17 protein-coding genes are annotated in these 20477 nt (G+C 53.4%); 3 read left to right on the top strand and 14 right to left on the bottom strand.

Annotated elements, in window-relative coordinates; all coding sequences use genetic code 11:
• Positions 1 to 40 precede the first annotated feature (40 nt).
• The 7 genes from rodA to ACJJIJ_RS13685 form a co-directional block, all read right to left on the bottom strand.
• Positions 41 to 1186 (bottom strand): rod shape-determining protein RodA, encoded by a 1146-nt coding sequence (gene rodA, locus ACJJIJ_RS13655; RefSeq protein WP_252083122.1) that lies wholly within the window; start codon positions 1184 to 1186, stop codon positions 41 to 43.
• A complete protein-coding gene (gene mrdA / locus ACJJIJ_RS13660) occupies positions 1179 to 3071 on the bottom strand; it encodes a penicillin-binding protein 2 (RefSeq protein ID WP_252083123.1) in 1893 nt (630 codons plus the stop codon). The genes rodA and mrdA overlap by 8 nt, the downstream gene beginning before the upstream one ends.
• Before the next feature lie 122 nt (positions 3072 to 3193).
• Positions 3194 to 3670, bottom strand: coding sequence for a 23S rRNA (pseudouridine(1915)-N(3))-methyltransferase RlmH (rlmH, locus tag ACJJIJ_RS13665; RefSeq protein ID WP_444883939.1), 477 nt, complete (start codon positions 3668 to 3670; stop codon positions 3194 to 3196).
• Positions 3671 to 3674: 4 nt separating this feature from the next.
• Complete coding sequence (gene rsfS, locus ACJJIJ_RS13670; RefSeq protein WP_252083125.1) at positions 3675 to 4052, bottom strand: ribosome silencing factor; 378 nt, start codon at positions 4050 to 4052, stop codon at positions 3675 to 3677.
• Positions 4052 to 4795, bottom strand: coding sequence for a nicotinate-nucleotide adenylyltransferase (nadD, locus tag ACJJIJ_RS13675; RefSeq protein WP_444937628.1), 744 nt, complete (start codon positions 4793 to 4795; stop codon positions 4052 to 4054). Before nadD ends, rsfS begins: the two co-directional genes overlap by 1 nt.
• Positions 4773 to 6056, bottom strand: coding sequence for a glutamate-5-semialdehyde dehydrogenase (locus ACJJIJ_RS13680; protein ID WP_444937629.1), 1284 nt, complete (start codon positions 6054 to 6056; stop codon positions 4773 to 4775). The genes nadD and ACJJIJ_RS13680 overlap by 23 nt, the downstream gene beginning before the upstream one ends.
• A gap of 88 nt (positions 6057 to 6144) precedes the next feature.
• Positions 6145 to 6720: an LON peptidase substrate-binding domain-containing protein gene (locus ACJJIJ_RS13685; protein ID WP_444887053.1), complete on the bottom strand. Its 576-nt coding sequence runs from the start codon at positions 6718 to 6720 to the stop codon at positions 6145 to 6147.
• Between the two features lie 174 nt (positions 6721 to 6894).
• Between ACJJIJ_RS13685 and ACJJIJ_RS13690 the strand changes: the two genes are divergently transcribed.
• Positions 6895 to 7197, top strand: a complete 303-nt coding sequence (locus ACJJIJ_RS13690) for a peptidylprolyl isomerase (RefSeq protein ID WP_286037026.1) — start codon at positions 6895 to 6897, stop codon at positions 7195 to 7197.
• Positions 7198 to 7274: 77 nt separating this feature from the next.
• On the opposite strand, the gene ACJJIJ_RS13695 is transcribed toward ACJJIJ_RS13690, so the two are convergent.
• From ACJJIJ_RS13695 to mpl, 4 genes are all read right to left on the bottom strand, one after another.
• Positions 7275 to 9851, bottom strand: coding sequence for an efflux RND transporter permease subunit (locus ACJJIJ_RS13695; RefSeq protein WP_444937630.1), 2577 nt, complete (start codon positions 9849 to 9851; stop codon positions 7275 to 7277).
• 117 nt (positions 9852 to 9968) lie between these two features.
• Positions 9969 to 10244: an Rdx family protein gene (locus ACJJIJ_RS13700; protein WP_286036977.1), complete on the bottom strand. Its 276-nt coding sequence runs from the start codon at positions 10242 to 10244 to the stop codon at positions 9969 to 9971.
• A 21-nt stretch (positions 10245 to 10265) separates the two neighbouring features.
• Positions 10266 to 10892: a flavin prenyltransferase UbiX gene (locus tag ACJJIJ_RS13705; protein WP_435583650.1), complete on the bottom strand. Its 627-nt coding sequence runs from the start codon at positions 10890 to 10892 to the stop codon at positions 10266 to 10268.
• Positions 10893 to 10921: 29 nt separating this feature from the next.
• Positions 10922 to 12310 carry a UDP-N-acetylmuramate:L-alanyl-gamma-D-glutamyl-meso-diaminopimelate ligase gene (mpl, locus tag ACJJIJ_RS13710; RefSeq protein ID WP_444937631.1) on the bottom strand — a complete coding sequence of 463 codons (1389 nt, stop codon included), beginning with the start codon at positions 12308 to 12310 and terminating at the stop codon, positions 10922 to 10924.
• 280 nt (positions 12311 to 12590) lie between these two features.
• Here mpl and ACJJIJ_RS13715 point away from each other — a divergent pair, with 280 nt between their 5' ends.
• The gene (locus ACJJIJ_RS13715; RefSeq protein ID WP_444887056.1) at positions 12591 to 13853 is read left to right on the top strand and encodes a 6-phosphofructokinase; all 1263 of its coding nucleotides are present in this window, start codon (positions 12591 to 12593) and stop codon (positions 13851 to 13853) included.
• Positions 13854 to 14557: 704 nt separating this feature from the next.
• Positions 14558 to 16369 (top strand): hypothetical protein, encoded by a 1812-nt coding sequence (locus ACJJIJ_RS13720; RefSeq protein WP_444937632.1) that lies wholly within the window; start codon positions 14558 to 14560, stop codon positions 16367 to 16369.
• A gap of 115 nt (positions 16370 to 16484) precedes the next feature.
• Here ACJJIJ_RS13720 and ACJJIJ_RS13725 read toward each other — a convergent pair whose 3' ends face one another.
• The 3 genes from ACJJIJ_RS13725 to ACJJIJ_RS13735 all read right to left on the bottom strand — a co-directional run bounded on the left by ACJJIJ_RS13725 (position 16485) and on the right by ACJJIJ_RS13735 (position 20372).
• On the bottom strand, positions 16485 to 16850 hold the full coding sequence (locus ACJJIJ_RS13725; protein WP_444903033.1) for a VOC family protein: 366 nt from the start codon (positions 16848 to 16850) through the stop codon (positions 16485 to 16487).
• Between the two features lie 35 nt (positions 16851 to 16885).
• Positions 16886 to 17260, bottom strand: a complete 375-nt coding sequence (locus ACJJIJ_RS13730) for a hypothetical protein (RefSeq protein WP_444889542.1) — start codon at positions 17258 to 17260, stop codon at positions 16886 to 16888.
• 265 nt (positions 17261 to 17525) lie between these two features.
• The gene (locus ACJJIJ_RS13735) at positions 17526 to 20372 is read right to left on the bottom strand and encodes an ExeM/NucH family extracellular endonuclease (RefSeq protein ID WP_444937633.1); all 2847 of its coding nucleotides are present in this window, start codon (positions 20370 to 20372) and stop codon (positions 17526 to 17528) included.
• Positions 20373 to 20477: the final 105 nt, after the last annotated feature.

The following is a 20477-nucleotide window of genomic DNA, read 5'->3' on the forward strand; positions in this document are numbered from 1 at the left end:
GCGTCTCTACATCCAGTTTTTGATTTGCGCCGCTGGTTCATCAAAAATGTACCCTGCGCCGCTCGGTCCCTACGGCCATGAGAATACCGAATCCCGCCATTAAGGTAATCAGTGAGGTTCCACCGTAACTGATTATTGGCAAGGGTACCCCCACCACTGGCAACAATCCCGTAACCATACCAATGTTCACAAACACATAGACAAAAAAAGTGAGGGTAATACTCCCCGCCAGCAGGCGCCCAAATAGATGTTGCGCCATAAAGCTAATATAGATGCCGCGGGCGATCACCAGCACATAGAGTAAAAGCAGTAATAGGACACCGCGCATCCCCCATTCCTCAGCCAACACCGCGATAATAAAGTCGGTATGGCTCTCCGGCAGAAAGTCCAGCTGCGATTGGGTGCCCTGTAAATAGCCTTTGCCATACACACCCCCGGAACCTATGGCGGCTTTGGAATTGAAAATGTTCCAGCCAGCACCAAAGCGATCATCGTGAGGATTCAGAAGTGTCAGGATACGCTGGCGCTGGTAGTCCCTAAGCCCCCACTGCCAGATTGGCCAAGCGGAAACCACCAAGCCCATGGCCGCCGCTCCGATCATCTTCCAGCTCAACCCGGCCAAATACAGCGCGAACAGGCCGGAAGCGGCGATCAGGATAGAGGTCCCTAAATCTGGCTGGCGCACAATTAAAGCGGCTGGAACCGCTACGATGGCCAGAGCCCCAATGACAGTCACAAGGGACGGGGGTTGGGCGCGCTGGTGCAGGAAAGCCGCCACCATCATCGGCACTCCCAACTTCATCACCTCCGAAGGCTGAAAGCGGAAGCCGGCAATCTCCAGCCAACGTTGGGCGCCCTTGGCACCGGTGCCAAAGAGCAACACCCCCACCAGCAGAGCGCAGCCGCCCAGATAGGCCCAGGGAGACCAGCGCCGATAAAAATCCAACGGAATCTGCGCGACAATAAACATGCCGGTGAACGCCAGGCACATAAATATAGACTGGCGCCGCACGTAGTTCATATCGCCGCCAGAAGCACTGTAGAGCACCCCTAGCCCCACAGAGGCAAGCACCAATAAAAGCACCAGCAGTGGCACATCAATATGTAGGCGCCTCGCCAGACTCACCGGCTTTCGGAGACTGCCGTGAGCATCGGACAGCCGGTGAGAAAAATCGCGGCTAGCCATTATCCACCCCTTTGCTCAATCTGGTTTTCTGCGCCGTATTCTCTTGGGTGTCTGGTCGTGGCACCCATTCGGCAAATAATTCCCGCGCCACCGGCGCCGCCACGCCGCCACCGGCTTCACCATTCTCGACCAAGACCGCTACAGCAATACGCGGTTTATCCACAGGAGCAAAGGCGACAAACAGGGCGTGATCGCGGTGGCGCTCCTGCAGAGCCTCTGAGTCGTACCGGGCGCCCTGGGCTATACCCACCACCTGGGCGGTGCCGGATTTTCCAGCGACACGGAAGTTCAGGTCTTTACCCGCGCGTTTGCCCGTGCCATAGCTGCGATTGACCACCGCCTCCATGCCCTCGAACACCAGATCCCAATTATCAGGGTGCGCCTCCAGGTTATGCAGAATTTCCGCCGGCTGTTCGACCCCGTTGATGGTTTTCACCATTTGCGGGCGGTAGTGGGTACCGCGATTGGCAATGGTAGCGGTCATCACCGCCAGCTGTAGGGGCGTCGCCAGGACAAATCCCTGCCCCAGCACGGCGTTCAGACTATCGCCAGGGAACCAGGGCATACCCCGCGCACCGCGCTTCCAATCCCGCGAGGGGAAGAGGCCGGAGCGTTCCATCGGCAGATCGATACCGGTCTTGGAACCCAGGCCGAAGTGAGCGGCCATATCGTGCATGCCATCAATATCCCAGCGGTGGGCCATATCCCAGAAATAGACGTCGCAGCTCTGCGCCATAGCCTGAATCAGATCCACCTTTTCTCCATGGCCCCAGCGCACATGGTCGCGGTATAGACGTGGATCATTTGGCAGCTTATAGAATCCCGGATCCTTAATTTTGGTTTCACGGGTGATCAGTCCGGCCTCGAGCCCGCCTAACCCCATCAGCGGCTTCAGGGTTGAACCCGGCGGGTATTGGCCCTGTACCGCACGGTTAAACAGCGGCACATCGAGGGAATCACTCAGGGCGCGATAATCGGCAAAGCTGATTCCGGTTACAAACAGGTTGGGGTCGAAGGAGGGCTTGCTGACGAAGGCCAGCACCCCCCCGGTGTTCACATCGATGGCGACAACTGCACCGCGGCGATCGCCCAGGGCATCCGAGGCCACCTGTTGCAGGTGCGCATCCAGATGCAGGGTAAGGTCAGCACCGGGCTTGGGGTCCTGGCGCTCCAACACCCTCAATACTCGCCCGCGTGCATTGATCTCCACATTTTCATAACCTACTTCGCCGAGCAGGGTTTTCTCATAGGAGCGCTCCAGTCCCACCTTGCCGATACTGCGGGTGCCGCGATAGAGGCGCACGTCCTCTTTAGTGAAATTACTCAGGTCGCGATCACTGATACGCCCCACGTAACCAACACTGTGGGCAAACAGGTCTCCCAGGGCGTAGTAGCGCACCAACTCGGCCTCCACAGAAACTCCAGGCATGCGAAACTGGTTCACGCTGATCCGTGCGATTTCCTCCTCACTCAGACGAAACCTCAGAGGCACCGGTTCAAATGGGCGGCGGCGACGCAAGCGTTTGCGAAATTTGGCCACATCGCCGTCACCCAGACGGACCAGATGGCCGACCAGTTCGAGGGTTGCGTCCAGGTCTTTCACCCGTTCACGCACAATAGAAAGGTTATAACTGGCGCGGTTATCCGCGAGTAATATACCGTTGCGATCGTAAATCAGCCCGCGAGTTGGAGCGACGGGGCGTACCTGAATACGGTTATCATCGGATTGGGTGCGGTAGTCATCGTAATCAACCACCTGTAAATTATAAAAACGCGCAATCAAAACCCCTAGCAACGCGATGACACCAACAATGGCCACCAACATGCGGTTGCGAAACAGTCGCTGCTCCGTGTGGGGGTCCTTGAGGTGATGATCGTGGGGCATTGGCGTTTTTTAAACGATTATGACTGGCGCGGGAAAAAACTAATTCGGACTACATTACCACAGCGAACGCACGGAGAGAGAATTCCAGTTGGCAAATCTCTCCGCACTTGGTCGCAAATGTCTTATTTGTGATAAGGGTGGCCGGCAAGCAGGGTCCAGGCGCGATAAATTTGCTCGGCCAAAACCACACGTACCAGAGGGTGCGGCAGGGTCAAAGGTGACAGAGACCAGCGCTGACGCGCCCGGCTCAGGCAGTCCTGCGAAAGCCCGTCTGGGCCGCCAATCAACAGGCTGACATTTTCCCCCAGCAGCTGCCAGTCGCGCAGCTGGTCGGACAATTGCTCTGTACTCCAAGGCTTGCCCTTAACATCCAGCGCCACCACATGATCGCGCGGGCCGAGAGCAGCGAGCATGGCCTCGCCCTCTTTCTTGCGCGCTTTATCAATCAGTGCCGCAGAGCTTTTCTGGCCCCGCTGCCCCAGGGGAATCTCCACCATTTCCAGAGCAATTTCACGGGGCAGACGCTTGGCGTATTCGGCATAACCCTCCTGGACCCATGCCGGCATTTTGCCTCCGGCGGCGAGGATGCGAATCTTCACTTAATCAACCCTGATGGGGATCGCTACCATCCGCCTCGTCACGGGTATTTGGAGTCATAGACCAGAGTTTTTCCAAGTCGTAGAAATTGCGCACATCCGCGAGCATTACATGCACTACCAGATCCCCATAATCCACCAGTACCCACTCGCCCTGCTCTTTGCCCTCAACACCAATCGGGCGCACACCCTCTTTCTTGAGTTCGTCCACCACATTTTCCGCCAGCGATTTTACCTGGCGGCTGGAGGTACCGGTGCAGATCACCAGGTTGTCCATCACATCAGAGAATTCGGAAACATCCAGAGCGACAATGTCTTTGCCTTTCAGATCTTCCAGAGCATTTAGCGCGATATCTTTAATATTTGTCATAACACCTTGATTCATTACGGGTCACCAGTGGCAACCGATTCTGTGTAGAGTTGATGGTCTTCAATATATTGCAACACCGTTGCTGGCAGTAAGAAACGAGGAGACTGGCCGCTGGCCAGCAACTGGCGAATCTGTGTAGCAGAAATTGGCAGCAGGGTTTGCTCGCGCAAGACCAGGCGACCTGAGGCATATTCATGTAAATCGGCCAGGGTGCCGCGATGCTGCTGCAGCAATTTCGCTAGCTCGGCATTGCCAGTGGCTGCGCTCGCTTCCGGCAAGTGCCAGCCGGGCCTGGTCACAACGACCAGATGAGCCAGCTCCAACAGGCGTTGCCAACGATGCCAGCGATGCAAGGTCAACAAGGAGTCAGTACCCATACAGAAACTGATGGACACTTGTGGCCCCAATTCCTCACGCAGCGCTTCGAGGGTATCTACCGTATAAGTGTCGCCACCGCGCTGCAGTTCCCGCTCATCCAGCTGCAATTCATCACAACCAGCCAATGCCAGTGCCAACATTTCACTGCGCTGGCGTGAGGAAACTCCCGGACTCTGACGGTGGCGAGGCTGATGGCTGGGTAGCAGACGCATTTCATCGAAACCCAGGGCCTCGTGCAGCTCTAGCGCCATGCGCAGATGGCCGAAGTGCACCGGGTCGAAAGTGCCGCCGAATAAGGCGATGGTCTGCCGCTTAGTTGCCAAAATTACCTCTTTGCTGGCTGCCGGGCCCGAAAAACTATCGGCGGATATGCCCGTCACCGAGCACAATCCACTTTTGCGAGGTGAGCCCTTCGAGCCCCACCGGTCCACGGGCGTGGATTTTATCAGTACTGATACCGATTTCCGCCCCCAGGCCGTATTCAAACCCGTCGGCAAAGCGCGTGGAGGCATTAATAATCACCGAGCTGGCATCCACCTCGGCAAGAAAGCGACGACTGCGACTGTAATCCTGAGTCACAATGGCCTCGGTGTGGCCTGAGCCATAGCGGGCAATATGATCCATTGCGCCATCCATATCCGCCACGACGCGGATAGCGAGAATGGGCGCAAGGTACTCCTCACTCCAGTCGCTGTCACTGGCCACATTAATCTGTGGCAATATCTCTCTGCTGCGTTCACACCCGCGCAATTCTACGCCTTTCAGCGTATAGGCCTCAGCCAAGCGCGGCAGAATTTTCCCGGCAATTGCCTCGGCCACCAACAGCGTTTCCATAGCGTTACAAACGCCATAGCGGTGGGTCTTGGCATTCAAGGCGATCTCAAAAGCCTTCTGCTCGTCAGCCAGGTCATCGATATAGACGTGACAAACGCCGTGCAGGTGTTTGATCACCGGCACACTGGCTTCGCGGCTGACCCTTTCGATCAAGCCGGTGCCACCACGTGGCACTATGACATCCACATAATCGGGCATGGTGATCAGGGCGCCCACTGCAGCGCGGTCGCTAGTATCCACTACCTGTACTGCCGTTTGCGGCAAGCCGGCCTCGCGCAGCCCTGCACTGATGCAAGCGGCGATAGCCCGGTTGGACTGCAACGCCTCACTACCGCCACGTAAAATAGTCGCATTACCGGATTTCAGGCAGAGACTGGCCGCATCGATAGTCACATTAGGGCGGGACTCGTAAATAATGCCCACTACTCCCAGGGGCACACGCATCTTACCCACCTGAATTCCGCTGGGGCGATAGCACAAATCCTCAATTTCCCCCACCGGGTCCGGTAGATCGGCCACCTGCATCAGCCCTTCGATCATACCGTCGATGCGCTCATCATTGAGTTCCAATCGGTCGAGCAGTGCCGCATCCAGACCGCGCTCGCGTCCGGCCTGCATATCAGCCGCATTGGCCTTGGCCAGTTCGATCCGATTGGCTTCCAACTCGGCAGCAATTGCTGCAAGGGCACGGTTCTTGACCTCAGTATCTGCGCGCGCCATTGTGCGAGAAGCTTCTCGAGCGGCTCGCCCCATCTGTTCAAGTTTGTCGCGGGTAGATTGCTGATCAGTGCTGGCTGTCGTGGTCACTTGGCTCTCCGTGCGAAATCCGGTCGGCCGCGCAGTATACCCCAGCAGCCGGGGGTTTAAACGGCATAAATGGATTCCTGCTGTTGGGTTACTCCCGACTCCAACGATCCAGGTTCTCAGCAATATTGGCGAGACGGGCCAAGGGGTCTTCCAGGGCCAGCAAATCTACTCTCGCTTTATCCTCCAGGGGTAACAACTGGGCCAGTTGCCAGGACAGGGCATCGGCGGAGTCGACATTATCGAACTTGAGTGAAAGATCCTTGGCACGCTCCTTTAACTCTTCCAGCACTGCCATTAGGCCATCGCAATCTGCAGGTATCGGCCGGGGGGCATTATCCGGCAACCACTCAACATCCCCCAGCAACAGGCCGTCTTCAGCCCGCTCGGTGTGACTGATGCGGAAGCGCCGCCGCCCTACTACCTGCACATGCAGCAAGCCCTCCTCCCCCTGACTCCAATCGACAATATGCACATAGACCCCAAGGGGCCAAACTGAGGCGTTGCCCACCTCGCCGCCAGAGCGAATCAAAACAACACCAAAGCCGCTCTCATTTTTCAGAGATTCGCTAACCAAATGCAGATAACGCTGTTCAAAGATACGTAGAGGTAGCGCAACACCTGGGTAGAGGGGCACGCTCAGGGGAAAAAGGGGGATCTGTTGCAAAATGCTCTCTCGTTGGATGGGTTGAAGTACTAAAGATACCACTGCCAATAGGATCACCGAGATTACTGGCGAGGCCTTTAAGCGCCAATCCAATTGTTTGAGTGCAATATTCCACGGAATCCCGGTAATTGTCGGTGGCAAGCACGACCCACAGCCATTAAGCTGCTGCGGTTTATTAACGAATGGAGACTATTCATGCCTAAAGCAACAGCCCGCCATATCCTGGTACAGACCGAAGACAAGTGCCTGGAACTGAAAGATCAGATCGAAAATGGCGCCGATTTCGGCAAAATCGCGGAGCAGTTCTCCCAATGCCCTTCCGGCCGTTCCGGCGGTGACCTGGGTGAGTTCAGCAAGGGTATGATGGTGCCGGAGTTCGACAAGGTCGTTTTCTCTGAGGAACTGAACAAGGTACACGGCCCGGTAAAAACTCAGTTTGGTTACCACCTTCTGGAAATCACCAGCCGCCAGGATTAATTCTCCGCGAATTAATCTGCTAATAAAAAGCCGGGCAATTGCCCGGCTTTTTATTGCTAACTCTAAAAAATATTCCCTCAGGCCTTGGCTGCGCCCTCTGGAATTTCCACCTCACTTCTATCTACAGAACCGGCACCCAGAGGCTTGAATATCACCAGTAACAGTGGCAACAAAGTCAGTGAGCCCAGCAGTGCCGCGGACATCGCCGAGGCGGTCAAGAGGCCAAAGTAAATAGAAGGCACAAACTTGGACAGCGCCAGGATCGAGAAGCCGGCAATAATGGTGATCGCCGTGTAGAACATGGCGCGACCGATAGTTGCATGGCTGCGATGCATGGTAGCCAGGTAATTGCCGTCTTTGGCAAACTCGGCGCGGAAGCGGTACAGATAGTGAATCGCGTGATCCACCCCAATACCCACGGTAATCGCCGCAATGGTGATGGTCATCATATCCAATGGAATGCCGGCGAGCCCCATACCACCGAGAACCACACAGGCCGCCAGCATATTCGGTACTAGCGCGATAATGGCAATCGACAGAGAACGGAACAACACCAGGAACATTAACAGGATGCCCACAAATACCGCCCCCAGGGTCAGGATTTGGGACTTAAACAAGCTCTGCAGCATATTGTTGTAGAGCACCAGCAGTCCTGTCTGGTGGATGTTTTCCGGTGCTATACCCATTTCATTATGCGCGTAATCGTAAATGCGCTCGATCAATTCGCCACGGCGCAGATTCGGATCAGTCTCCATCACCCGCAGGGTGATGCGGGCCTGATTGTTCTCAACTGAGAGATAGGGATCTACCAATACGCCGCGAATTTCCGGCGGCAGGCTGGTATTGGCCACCGCCAACTCAAAGTCATTGAGCTGGCCACCTTTCAAGTCACGAGCCACTTTGTACAGAGTGGCGAGGGACTGCACCTTACCGATCTCTGGCTGTTCCTCCAGGTAATCGTGCAACTGTTCCAAGGTATTGAGACCAGCTACGGTAAACCAATAACTCTGTTCCTGAGACTCCTCTTCTCCGCCAAAAGGGTCATCTGAGGAAAAAGGATCTTCCTCTACCGCAAACGGATCTTCCTCCGCTTCCATGGCAAAAGGATCCTCTTCACCTTCGAAGGCAGGCTCCTCTTCCACAGGCTTGTCGAGGATAATATCCAGGGTCACAGTGCCGCCCAGGCGGCGGTCAATTACCAGCATACCCTGGTAAATTTCGGTGGAATCATCGAAGTAATCGATAAAGCGGTTTTCCACTTTAAGCTGCAGCATTCCCGCCACACTGATCACCGCAGCGGCCAGGGACACCCCTAACACCACAAACTTATGGCGCTCGGCAAAGCTAGAGAAACGCAGGGTAAATGCATGGGAATTATCCGCACTCACTTTGCCCTGGCGCTTGGGCAGGATCATCAGAAAACTGGGGATAATCAGGAAGGACAACATCAGGGCTAGAGTTACCCCCATCGTCATCATCCAACCAAAGTCGATAACCGGGCGAATACCACTCACCACCAGCGATACAAACGCAACGATAGTGGTCAGGGCCGTGTACAGACAGGGCTTGGCCATAAACCGCACTGTCTGCAGCACCAGTGTTTCACGGCTCCAGTCGGGGTTTTGCGCAATATATTCGCGGTAACGCACCGCCAGGTGGATGGTGATCGCCAGGGTAATAATTAGCAGCAGCGCGACAAAGTTTGCGGAAATCACAGTCATGCGCCAGTCGAGCCAGCTGAGCAGACCCAGGATCATCACTGCGGTGGTGACACAGGTGAGCAGCGGTAACAGCACCCAACGGGGCTGACGGAAGATCAGCAACAGAGTCAGAATAATGAAGACGAGGATGCCCACACCAAACACTACCAGATCACTTTTGATAAAAGTGATCATGTCCGAAGTGATCATGGTCACACCGCCGAGGAACAACTCTGCCTCGCCTTTGTAACCGGCGAGAATCCCCCGCACCTCATCAACTCGCGCCCGCGCTTCCAACTCCTGAGCAGTCCGGTGCTCCAAATAGACGGCACTCACCTCTTCCAAGCGCGCAGCCTCTTCCGGGCTCAGGCCCTCACTATTGCGCTTGCGGCGCAGGGCATCGCGCTCGCGCACCAATTCTATACCGTGGCTATCCAGCGTCAGATTGGCGAGCAGTGCGGTGGTCTGGCCATCCGGGCTCAGAATCAATTCGCGGTAAATAGGGCTGGAGAGAAACTCCTGTCGGGCCAGGTCTCGATCAGTATCTGCCTGGGACAGGGTGCGAATCTCATCGGTGATATCGGTTAAAGACAGCTTGGGGCTGTACAGCAAAGGGACATCGAGGATGGTCTGTACACTGGAAACGCCATCTACTCCGGCCAGCTCATCGCGTAACTTGGCCAGAGCTTGTAGAGATTTATCGCTAAACAGGTCGCCATCCTCATAGCGATAGGTGACCACCAGGAAGTCCCCGCTAGCGTAGCGCTCAGCGATCTCACGAAAATAATCCAGGGACTCATCGGCCTCCAGGGTGAGGGAGTCCGCCGAGGCATCGATCTTGAAGCGGGGCAAGCCCATCGCTGCCAGCAGGGTGAGCAGGCCGATAACTACCAACACAGCCAGTGGCCGCTTGGTTACCAGGTATTCATACGAGTTCTTGAAAGCTGACAGCATAGGTTTTGCTTCTATCCAATAAATCAGTGGGCCGCAGTACGGCGCATATTTTGATCGCCCCGGCAGTGCTGGTGCAAATACAAAATTTGCGTTTACACGGCGCTATTGGAAATATTTTCAGGGAGTATCGATATGTCCCAGATCGCGCTCGGGAAACAATAGGTCCCGCACGCGCCGCTTGAGTTCCTTTGCTCCGGGAAAACCGCCATCGCGCTTGCGCTCCCAGATCAAATTTTCACCAATGCGGATTTCGAATACTCCTCCAGTTCCGGGTTGTAATGCAACCTGTTGTAGGTCATCCGCAAAAGTGTGAAGCAACTCCTGGGCCATCCAGGTAGCCCGCAACATCCAATTGCACTGCACACAGTAGTGGATGGTTATGCTCGCTTTCACTATTTTTTATCTCCCTGTGACCTACTCACCCCAAGCCGGCAACAACTTTTGTTCCACGCCCAACTGATCGAGCAGTCTCGCCACCACAAAATCGACTATGTCTTCGACCGTGCGCGGCTTCTGATAAAAACCGGGGCTGGCCGGCAGAATCATCGCGCCCATGCGGGTGAGTTTGAGCATATTTTCCAGGTGAATCTCCGAGTATGGCGCCTCGCGCGGAACCAAAATCAACTGGCGGCGCTCCTTCAACGCCACATCCGCAGCGCGCTCAATCAGATTGTTGGAAGCTCCACAGGCAACGGCCGACAAAGTGCCGCCGCTAGCCGGGCAGATCACCATGCTAGCCGACGCGCCAGTGCCGGATGCCACCGGCGAAAACCAGTCGCGTTTGCCAAACAGTTTCAACTGGCCCTCTTGGGCGCCGAAGCGATCGGCGAGAAAAGCCTGCAGTGTGTCATCGTCGCCCTCCGGCAGTTGCAGGTCGGTCTCTGTATTGATCACTACCTGGGCCGCCTCAGACATCAACAGCCAGACGCGCACGCCAGAAGCGAGCAGGCACTGCAACAAACGCAGGCCGTATTGGGCCCCGGAAGCCCCAGTCATGGCCAGGGTAACGGTTTTATTAAATGTGGCTTGCTGCAAGATCACTTCCCCGATCACTAAAGTGCTGACTCTTTTCAGGTCGAATAGTTATATTTTTGCTCCAGGGCTCCAATCAAACGCTGATGGATACCACCGAAGCCGCCGTTACTCATCACCACGATATGACTACCCTCGCCGGCGAGCTGCAGTGCCGATTCCACACCATTCTCGATAGTGTCAAAAATCTTGGCCGGTACCGGAGAGTGGTGAGTAACTTCATTCAGAGACCAATTCATCCCTTGGGGCTGATACCACAACACCATATCCGCACCGCTACAGGCACTGGCCAACTGGCCCTGATGCACGCCCATGCGCATGGTGTTGGAACGGGGTTCAATCAAGGCGATGATCTTGTCCTTGCCCACTTTGGCCCTGAGGCCCGTAAGCGTGGATTCGATCGCAGTCGGGTGGTGGGCAAAATCATCGTAAACGCGGATACCAGCCACTTCGCCCAGACACTCCATTCGGCGCTTTACGCCTTGAAAACGCCCAAGGGCAGAGGCGCTTAGCTCTGGTACCACGCCCACATGACGAGCTGCAGCCATAGCGGCGAGTCCGTTACGCACATTGTGCATACCGGTGAGATCCCACTCCACATGTGCTACTTGTTCCCCCTTGAATAACACGGTAAAGCTGCTGCCGTCTGCGGCAATATCCACCGCACACCAGTCGCCCGTAATAATCCCCGGCTGGTCCTCACTGGCGAAGCGCAGTACTTCACTCCAGCAGCCCTGCTGCAATACCTGCTCCACATTATCTTCTGCGGCGCTGACAATCAGGCCGTTGCCGGGCACCGTGCGAACTAGATGATGAAACTGCCGCTGGATCGCCGCCAAATCGTCGAAGATATCGGCGTGATCGAACTCCAGATTGTTGATAATCACTGTGCGTGGGCGGTAATGCACAAACTTAGAGCGCTTATCGAAGAAGGCGGTATCGTATTCATCTGCCTCCACCACAAAGAAAGGGGACTCCCCCAGGCGCGCCGAAACACCGAAGTTACCGGGTACACCGCCAATCAGGAAGCCGGGCTGCATATCCGCCGCTTCCAGAATCCAAGCCAACATGCTGGCAGTCGTGGTCTTGCCGTGAGTGCCCGCTACTGCCAGTACCCAGCGCCCGCCGAGGAAATGGTCACAGAGCCACTGGGCACCGGATGTATAGGCCAGCCCCTGTTCAAGTACCGCTTCTACGGCGGGATTACCGCGGGACATGGCATTGCCGATAATGACCAGGTCTGGGGCCGGCTCCAACTGAGCCGGGTCATAGCCCTCGGTGATCTGAATACCCGCCTGCTGTAGTTGAGTGCTCATGGGGGGGTAAACATTGGCATCGCTACCGGTGACCCGGTGTCCTTCGGCCACCGCTAATTGGGCTAGGCTGCCCATAAAGGTGCCGCAAATACCGAGAATATGGATATGCATGGCGAAAATCTGTACTCCTGGGGGTTGCGGCGCAAGCTTACCACGGCAAAACAGGCCAGTAATTGCCAAATGCCCCGTTTGCCATGCAATTTACTCGCTATTCCATTAGACTCCGCCCCCGCACAGATCGGCCTCACCCCCGTTAGGGTGGTAGGAATTTTCCAGCTACGGCCGACACCCGATACGAGCTCCCGGAGTTCCCCACTGGCGCCGCCGAAGAGCGTCCGGCGGACAACCGGATCGGGTCACTTCCCAAGATCTCTATGAAAACAGGATAACCATGTCGAAGAAGAACGCCTTTTACGCGCAGTCCGGTGGTGTGACTGCCGTAATCAATGCCTCCGCCTGCGGCGTAATAGAAGCTGCCCGTGAAAACCAGGACAAAATTGGTAAAGTCTATGCGGGGCTGAACGGCATCCTCGGCGCATTGCGAGAGGAACTGATCGACGTGAGCCAGGAAAGTGTGGAAGACATCGCCGCACTGCGTCACACTCCCTCCGGCGCCTTTGGCTCCTGTCGCTACAAGCTGAAGAGCCTGGAAGAGAACCGCGCAGAGTACGAGCGCCTGATCGAAGTATTCAAGGCCCACGACATCGGCTACTTCTTCTATAACGGCGGCGGCGACTCCGCTGACACCTGCCTGAAAGTCTCGCAACTGTCTGAGACCATGGGTTATCCAATCCAGGCCATCCATATTCCCAAAACGGTCGACAACGATCTGCCGCTAACCGACAACTGCCCCGGCTTCGGCTCCGTAGCAAAATACGTTGCAGTTTCCACCAAGGAAGCGGCCATGGACGTCGCCTCTATGTGCGCCACCTCCACCAAGGTCTTTATCCTCGAAGTAATGGGTCGTCACGCGGGCTGGATTGCCGCCGCCGGCGCCCTGGCCAAGGAAGAGGAAGGCGATGCACCGCACATCATCCTGTTCCCGGAAGTGGCCTTCGATAAAGAGAAGTTCTTGGCCAAGGTGCAAAAGACCGTGGACGAGAAAGGCTACTGCGTAATCGTCGCCTCCGAGGGCGCCCAGTACGAAGACGGCACCTTCCTCGCCGATGCCGGCACTACCGACGCCTTCGGTCACAAGCAGCTTGGCGGTGTGGCACCAACCCTCGCCAATATGATCAAAAGCGAGCTGGGCCTGAAATACCACTGGGCACTGGCCGACTACCTGCAACGCGCCGCCCGCCATATCGCCTCCGCCACCGATGTGGAGCAGGCCTACGCCGTCGGTCGCGCCGCCGTGGAAATGGCGGCAACCGGCAAGAATGCGATTATGCCGGCAATTATTCGTGCAGAAGGTGAAGAGTACAGCTGGTCTATCGCGGAAGCGCCACTGTCTGAAGTGGCCAACGTCGAAAAATTTATGCCGAAAGAATATATTAGTGAAGACGGCTTCGGTATTACCGAAGCGGGACGCGAGTACCTGTTACCGTTAATTCAGGGCGAGGACTACCCCCCCTACAAAAACGGCGTACCCCAGTATGCGAAATTAAAAAAGCAGTTGGTGGAAAAGAAGCTGGATACTGAATTTAAGGTGTAATCTTAAAACTCTTTCATCCAGATTTTAAAAAGCCCCCGAATAAAACCGGGGGCTTTTTTATTGAATATTGTTTAAGCGCTTGTTATTGCTACTCAACACCCAATCAAAATAAAAAATCATTACTATACAATTTAGCTAAATGAAACGTCTGTTCCTGATTTAGCTCTTACTATCTTCAACTCTGACTGCCTGGAGCTTAAATGCCACCAACCCCCCTTTATTCTCATTTTAAAATCCAAAATATCTTATTGACACCACCAACCTGCCACTAAAGCCAGAAAAAACCATCATCCTAAACCCTCTAAAATTACCGCTGAAAATATCTAACAAGATGCTCTTTTCTTTGTGGTAACTTTATATTTATTCATATCTCTACCAGCCCCTAGTATGTAAACACAACCCGCCCAAAAAAATCAGCCACAACCGCAGAAATCGCCTCTCCAGCTCACCCACCAAACAAAAATAAAATCAAAAATCCTGAAAACAACAAAAACATACCCTCCCATTTGGTACAGAATTCTTAAAAAAACTTCCAAACAGCAAGTAGCACCAGAGTGCAAAATTCACAACATTCGAAAACATAATCTATAGAAGCCCGACAATTAAAAAAATTTTATGAAAAAATAAAATTATAGAAAGTAATATTTGAATTCCCACAGATACAAACTGCATAATCAGGCGCCAAAGATAACCAGTCAAAAGTTATGAACAGAAAAATTATAAAGATCTCCCTAATTGCCTTACTCCTATCCGGTTGTAGCGGTGGCGGATCTGGTAGCAGTAGCACCGGCGATACTGCTGAAAAAAATTCACCGGTAGCAAGTACCCCTTCAACAGGAGACGGTACTCCACCGGCAACAGAAGATCCCTCAAATGGAGGTGACACCTCTATTGCACCAGAGCAAGTAAAGCTAATTGCTTTAAGTTTTGAGGCAATAAAGAAGTTCCGCTTCGCGTGGATTGATGCTGAAAATGCTAGCCACTATCATTTACTGGAAAACCCCGATGGGGTTTCCGGTTTTAGACGGGTTGCTGAATATATTCCCCAAGGTAATGAATCCCTAACACTCAAACTAGAAACAGCACTCTATTCCCGAACTAATGCGCAATATATTCTACAGGCCTGCAACGGTGAGGGATCTCAAGAAAGATGTAGTGATTCAACGATACTTTCTGTTGACGATTTTTTACTGACAGGAAGCATTGGCTATTTCAAAGCGAGTAATACAGATGCCCACGATGATTTCGGCAAAGCAATCAGCCTTAGTGCTGATGGCCAGACCCTAGCAATAGGGGCACCTCGAGAGGATAGCAACACCACAGGTGTTAATGGAGATGGAAGCAATAATGATGCAGATGAATCCGGTGCGGTGTATATATTTACTCTCAGTGAAAGCGGCTGGCAACAGCAGGCCTACCTTAAAGCCAACAACAATAGAAAGTGGGAGTATTTTGGTTCAGAACTCAGTCTGAATGCCGATGGCCAGACTCTCGCAGTAGGTACTGATAGTGGTGTTTATATCTTCGCCCGCAATGAAGATGACTGGCAGCAACAAGCCTACCTTAAAGCCAGTGATACAGATGCCTCTGAAAACTTCGGTGATTCACTCAGCTTTAGTAGCGATGGCCAAACTTTAGCTGTTGGGGCTTCAAGAGAGGATAGCGGAGCAGTCTATATCTTCACCCGAGATAAAGGCACCTGGCAACAGCAGGCCTACATAAAGGCTAGCAATAGCGATGAAAATGACCTTTTTGGTTATACTGTCGGCCTCAGTGCCGATGGCCAGATACTCGGAGTGGGCGCACCAAATGAAAATAGCAGTGCTACCGGTATTAACAACGATCAAAGTAACAATCGCACATATAATTCTGGTGCGGTGTATATCTTTGCCCGCAGTGACACCGACTGGCAACAACAGGCTTACATAAAAGCTAGTAACACTGATGAAGGTGATTATTTTGGTTCTTCACTCAGTTTAAGCGCAGACGGCAAGGTCCTGGCCATAGGAGCTACAGCTGAGAGTAGCAATGCTTCCGGTATTAATGGCGATGCAAATAACAACCAGGCAACGGGTGCTGGCGCAGCTTATATTTTTATTCGCAACAACGATACTTGGCAGCAACAGGCTTATATTAAGGCAAGTAATACAAATTCTTATGACCGATTTGGTGGATCTCTCAGTCTTAGCGCCGATGGCCAGTCCCTAGCGGTAGGAGCCATTCGGGAGGGTAGCAGTGCCATTGGCATTAATGGCGATGAAGGCGATAATAGTGCAGATTGGTCTGGTGCCGTGTATATCTTCGCCCGAAGTGAGGACAACTGGCAACAGAAGGCCTACCTAAAAGCCAGTAATACCGAAAAGGGAGACTATTTTAGTTTTGGTAATATCAGCCTCAGCGCAGATGGCCAGACCTTAGCGGTAGGGGCCTTTCAAGAAGATAGTGGCGCCACGGGCATCGGCGGCAATCAGCAAGATAATTCAGCATACTCTAGCGGAGCAGTATATATCTATTAGCGCTTAATTAGCCGATGAGAAACAAACTGAATTATCAGCTTGAGGGCTCAGCGAAAATTTCTTAGCAAAAATTAATAAGCCCCCACGGGGGCTTTTTTATTGGTGCAACCTAAAATTACTGTTTCTCTCCGATATCTGACCAAACCGCAAATTCATTGCCGCTGGGCTCGGCAAAATGAAAGCGCCTTCCTCCGGGGAAAGAAAAAATAGGTTTGACCACCTTAGCACCGCACCGCTCGACTTTTTGTAACGTATCTTCCAGGTCAGAACTATAAAGTACTACCAACGCGGCACCATTCACTGCTGAGCTGTGCATATCCGCCTGGAAAAAGCCACCGTCCAAGCCTGCGCCGGAGAAAGCGGAGTACTCGGGTCCATAATCTGTAAATTCCCAACCAAAGGCCTCAGTGAAAAAAGTCTTGGTCTTTGCCAGACTCTTAGATGGGAACTCTACATAATTAATTTTTTCATGATTATCCATACCAAGCTCTCCCGATATTTTAATTTAATTCTCCCCTAACCAACGACGGGTTTTTCCGGCGTCTCCACCACCCGAAAACTGCCATTGGCCAGCGCGAGGGGTTGATCGTTATGCATAATAACTGCGCGATCCATCATCAAGTCAAAATCCAACATGGCGTAAAGAACAACTCCACGTCGGCCCTGGTAGATATTCGGCCGATAAACCAGTGCTGCCATGCGTACTCCCATAGGCGCGTACGAGTAACTGGCTTCACATACCAGCTTACCACCGGCAGTGATATAGCAGTTGGATTCTGACTCATAACTGACAATATAGGTGGAGAGATCAGGGAAATCCCCCACCTCGGAATAATGGGTGCCAGTCCACTCCAGGCTTAAACCTACGAGACTTTTGAATGCACACGACATAAAGGGGCGCCCCTGTAACCCAACAAGACAGAACCTAGTATGGTCCTTCTTTCTCCCAAAGGGGGTCATCAGCTTAAAAACAAATGGGGGCAATTAATTTTTTAAGGAGTGCGAAATAAAAAAGACCGCACCACCAGGGTGCGGCCATTCGCTTCTAGGGAAAAGCTATCAACTCAAAGAATCCTGGTGAAGCGACGACAGGGAATTCAAAACCCCAGCGCCAGGGCAACCAGAATATTTATTATTAATCAAAAATTGACATATATCATCTTGGCCAGGAAATTTTTACTACTTGAGAGGCGCTGTCTTCAGCGTCCTCACCATCAGTCACTGTGAGGGTAATTTCGTAATTACCCGTTTGTGCGTAGCGATGTAACGCCCAACGACCGTTGCGCTGCACTCCATCCCCAAAATCCCAGTGGTATTGCAGTTTATTATCACCACTGTATTGGCTGCGATCTTCTACCCATACCCAACGGAAAAAGCGATGGAGTTTAAAGTTGGCCTGCAATGAAATCGTATCATCCATCACTTCAACAATCTGTTCTTGTGTGGATACCGCACCGCGATCGTCTTTTACCTGCAAACGTACCAAGTAATTACCCGGCACATCGAAAGTGTGGCTGGGGTTTTGCTCGCTACTGGTTACACCGTCGCCGAAATCCCAGGACCAGCTCAACAGCTCACCATCTGCATCAGTGCTGTTATCGATAAAATTAATCAACAACCCTTCAGACTCCCAGCTGAATTCTGCCGTGGGCGCTAGGTTATCTGCACTCAGATCCAGCTCAACAATTAAGGGATCGTGATCGGATGCACGGAAGGGGCCTGTAGAGTAGAGGTTTTCCTGCTGCTCTAGGCTCTTGTGTTCAAGGTTGTAATCCAGCACTCGCGGTTCATCGGCATTGATATGCCAGTCCACAGCGGCAGTAACCAACGGAGCCAGTGAAGGGCTGGCCAGCGCATGATCCAGGTAGCCAGACTGGCCGTCATAGACATAGGAATAAGCCTGTCCCGCTCCGTACCATTCCAGAAGGTCGGTATAACCCACCCCTTCAAGAGCCGTAATTGGGTTTTCCATGGCGTAGCTGTTGAGGTCGCCCAGCACTAAAACACGGTCAACTCCAGTTCCGGTGGGGTCATTCTCAACCCAACTCACCAGGGCATCGGCAGCCTGAGTACGCAGAGCATTCCAGCAGCCCTGGCCATCCCCCTGATCGCTGTTCAGGCTGCCATCATTTGGACAACTTCCCTTGGATTTAAAGTGGTTCACCACCACGGCGAGACGCTCACCGGAGGAGAGTTCGGCAAATGCCTGTAACAGCGGCTGGCGGTTACCGTCATCAAAAGGATAATCCTGCAGAGTAACGGCGCTGCCAATCGGCATAACACGGTCGCTGCGGTAAATCATGCCCACGGCGATTTCATCACTACCCAGCTGCGTGAGGTCCGGCTGCACAAACCGGTAGCTGTGTCCTGATGCTGTAGCATTGAGCCCATTGACCAGATCCTGGATGGCACTATCGACACCGTAGCCGTCATTTTCCAGTTCCATCAAGCCGACAATATCGGCTTCCATACGCAGGATTGCAGAAATAATTTTCTCTCTTTGGCGCTCAAATTCTTCCAAAGTATCGGCACCGCGCGAAGTGGGAAAGCCACCTCCGTTGCCGTCACCATTGAAGTAATTCAGCACGTTAAAGCTGGCAACACGCAGGCTGCCATCACCCGGTAAGATGGGCGCTTCATCGCGTAGATTGACCGGGGTAAATTGGGGGACTTCCACAGGGTGAACACGGTAGGCACCAAAGCCGTACCCCATCACTCCGGTAAGCCCCTCCAGAGTATCGCCACTGCGCAAGGTGTTAGAAGCGCTGAGACCCGAGGCCGGATAAGGCATTGTCTCGGGGTTTTGCACTGTGGAACCATCGTCCAGAATAATCTGGTTGAGTGCGTTGGCTTCCACTTGAGCCGCCGCTGCGGCGCCCGGCATATTATTGTGGGTGGGGATATACAGGCGGCCGTTGGACAGGATCACTTCGCCATAGCGGCCCAGGTTGTAATGACCGTTAACGGTGAGGCTCTGTGGGAATTCAACCAACATCCCTTCGAGCTGCTCCTGCTCTGCCACAGAGCCAAACGGCATCTGTACATTAGCCGCCGTTACCTGATAGCCGCTTCCACAAATGCTGACACCATCGATCTGATTCAACTCTGTGAAATCAAAAAACTCATCGACGATACCCCCCACGCGCACCAGGTCGCCAACTTGCACACTCACACCGAAGGCATTGTCGTGTACAAACAGTCCTTCTGAAGTCGCATCCACGCCATCCTGATCGCTGTCCTCTTCCTGTAGGAAGAAACCAGCCAGGCCGGTATTGGGATCTTGGAAATTGCCGACAACCACCGCCTCAATTTCGTGGCGCTCGCCTTCAAGCGCACTCGCGGTGCCGCTGCCCTGAATCTGGCTGATTAAGGTTGCTGCATCGCCACAGGCCCCCAGCTCGATACCGCCATTACCGTCACCATCTCCATTGCCACCATCGGCGCCGTGCCAGCCCAGGTGATCAAAATTATTCAACCCCTCACTGGACCACTCCAGAGCGGGATCGAAGGTGCTGTTGCCATCGGAGCGGCCTGTCTGCACATCCAGATTGCGTACCAGTGTTTGGTTTTGTGTGCCGAGGCTGCTATTGCCCCACTGGCTGCCGGGGTCAGTACCAATTTGGCCGATCACATCAACAAAACCATTGGGACCTACAAGTGCTACTACATCGTCACCATTAAACAGGCCACTGGTATAAATCTGGTCGGCCTGATCCAGCAACACTGTATCGGCACTGCCGTGGGCCAGAACAAATACCGCACCGCCCTGCAAAGTGCCACTCAAAGCAATGTTCGCAGAGGCGCTATCGGAACCATTGAAAAAAAGCTGGATGGCGTAATCACTCAGATCAATCGTAGTTTCACCGCCATTAAAAATTTCCAGCGCTTTATTGTTACCACTGCCCTCAATGTACTCCGAGATAATGAGGTCGCTGGCTTGGACCTCTGCAGCCATCAGTGGAAGACCCAGGGCTGCCAGAGCAGCCAAGCCAAATTGTTTCATCGTCGTTATTCCCAGTTGCCTGATACGGATTAAGCGGCGCACAGAGTGGCGGGGAATTCCTAAATTTCGATGAAACAAATGTTAAATTTCGGTTTCAATGTGTGG

This window comes from Microbulbifer mixtoriginis (SeqCode) (assembly GCF_052467945.1).

What these genes read in the sequence shown, in the direction of transcription:
- mrdA (WP_252083123.1), bottom strand. Translation starts at nt 3,071, where the DNA reads ATGCCCCACGATCATCACCTCAAGGACCCCCACACGGAGCAGCGACTG.
- ACJJIJ_RS13730 (WP_444889542.1), bottom strand. Translation starts at nt 17,260, where the DNA reads ATGTCGTGTGCATTCAAAAGTCTCGTAGGTTTAAGCCTGGAGTGGACT.
- ACJJIJ_RS13725 (WP_444903033.1), bottom strand. Translation starts at nt 16,850, where the DNA reads ATGGATAATCATGAAAAAATTAATTATGTAGAGTTCCCATCTAAGAGT.
- rsfS (WP_252083125.1), bottom strand. Translation starts at nt 4,052, where the DNA reads ATGAATCAAGGTGTTATGACAAATATTAAAGATATCGCGCTAAATGCT.
- ACJJIJ_RS13695 (WP_444937630.1), bottom strand. Translation starts at nt 9,851, where the DNA reads ATGCTGTCAGCTTTCAAGAACTCGTATGAATACCTGGTAACCAAGCGG.
- mpl (WP_444937631.1), bottom strand. Translation starts at nt 12,310, where the DNA reads ATGCATATCCATATTCTCGGTATTTGCGGCACCTTTATGGGCAGCCTA.
- rodA (WP_252083122.1), bottom strand. Translation starts at nt 1,186, where the DNA reads ATGGCTAGCCGCGATTTTTCTCACCGGCTGTCCGATGCTCACGGCAGT.
- ACJJIJ_RS13735 (WP_444937633.1), bottom strand. Translation starts at nt 20,372, where the DNA reads ATGAAACAATTTGGCTTGGCTGCTCTGGCAGCCCTGGGTCTTCCACTG.
- ACJJIJ_RS13715 (WP_444887056.1), top strand. Translation starts at nt 12,591, where the DNA reads ATGTCGAAGAAGAACGCCTTTTACGCGCAGTCCGGTGGTGTGACTGCC.
- ACJJIJ_RS13720 (WP_444937632.1), top strand. Translation starts at nt 14,558, where the DNA reads ATGAACAGAAAAATTATAAAGATCTCCCTAATTGCCTTACTCCTATCC.